1 protein-coding gene is annotated in these 812 nt (G+C 50.2%); it reads left to right on the plus strand.

Annotation, left to right across the window (positions count from 1 at the left end; translation table 11 throughout):
- On the plus strand, positions 1 to 778 hold a 778-nt coding region (locus CXF87_RS12180), incomplete at its 5' end, for an IS3 family transposase (protein ID WP_157826533.1).
- Positions 779 to 812 lie beyond the last annotated feature (34 nt).

Genomic DNA, 812 nt, shown 5'->3' on the forward strand with positions numbered 1-812 from the left:
AGCCAAGGAAATAGCCAAGGTCAGAGAACTATTTCGCGAGAGTGAAGGCTCTGCAGGTGCGCGCAGCATTGCAGAGATGGCGACAAGGCAGAATATTCCGTTAAGCCGCTATCGCGCTGGCCGCCTAATGGAAAAGCTTGGTTTAGTTAGCTGCCAAGTTCCTGGGCACACCTACAAGAAAACAGGTGATGAGCATGTTGAGATACCGAACCACTTAGAGCGACAGTTTAACGTCGAGGCACCCAACCAGGTTTGGTGTGGCGACGTCACGTATATCTGGACTGGCAATCGCTGGGCTTATCTAGCCGTTGTCATGGACTTATTTGCTAGGAAAACGATTGGCTGGTCAATGTCGTTGTCACCCGATAGCGAACTCACCAGCAGTGCATTAAAAATGGCTTATGAGAGTCGTGGGCGGCCAAAAGGGGTTATGTTCCACAGCGATCAGGGCAGTCATTATACGAGCCGCAAGTTCCGTCAGACGCTCTGGAAATGTCAGATAAAACAAAGTCTAAGCCGACGTGGGAACTGCTGGGATAATGCGCCAATGGAGAGGTTCTTCAGGAGCTTAAAAGTTGAATGGGTGCCAACGTACGGCTATCGCTCATTCTTGCAGGGGCAGCATCATATCGTGAACTATTTAATCGGGTATTACAGCCAGCTTAGGCCTCACCAACATAACGGTGGTATGAGTCCAAATCAGGCAGAGGAAAAATACTGGGTTAACTATAAACCCTGGATTCATAGAATAAGCGCAGCACTTTGGACCACAAGGTAGAGGCAGGAGGGCCAGCGCCGGTACCCTCTCTGCC

Source organism: Halomonas sp. MES3-P3E, from assembly GCF_002836035.1.
GTDB lineage: Bacteria > Pseudomonadota > Gammaproteobacteria > Pseudomonadales > Halomonadaceae > Vreelandella > Vreelandella arctica.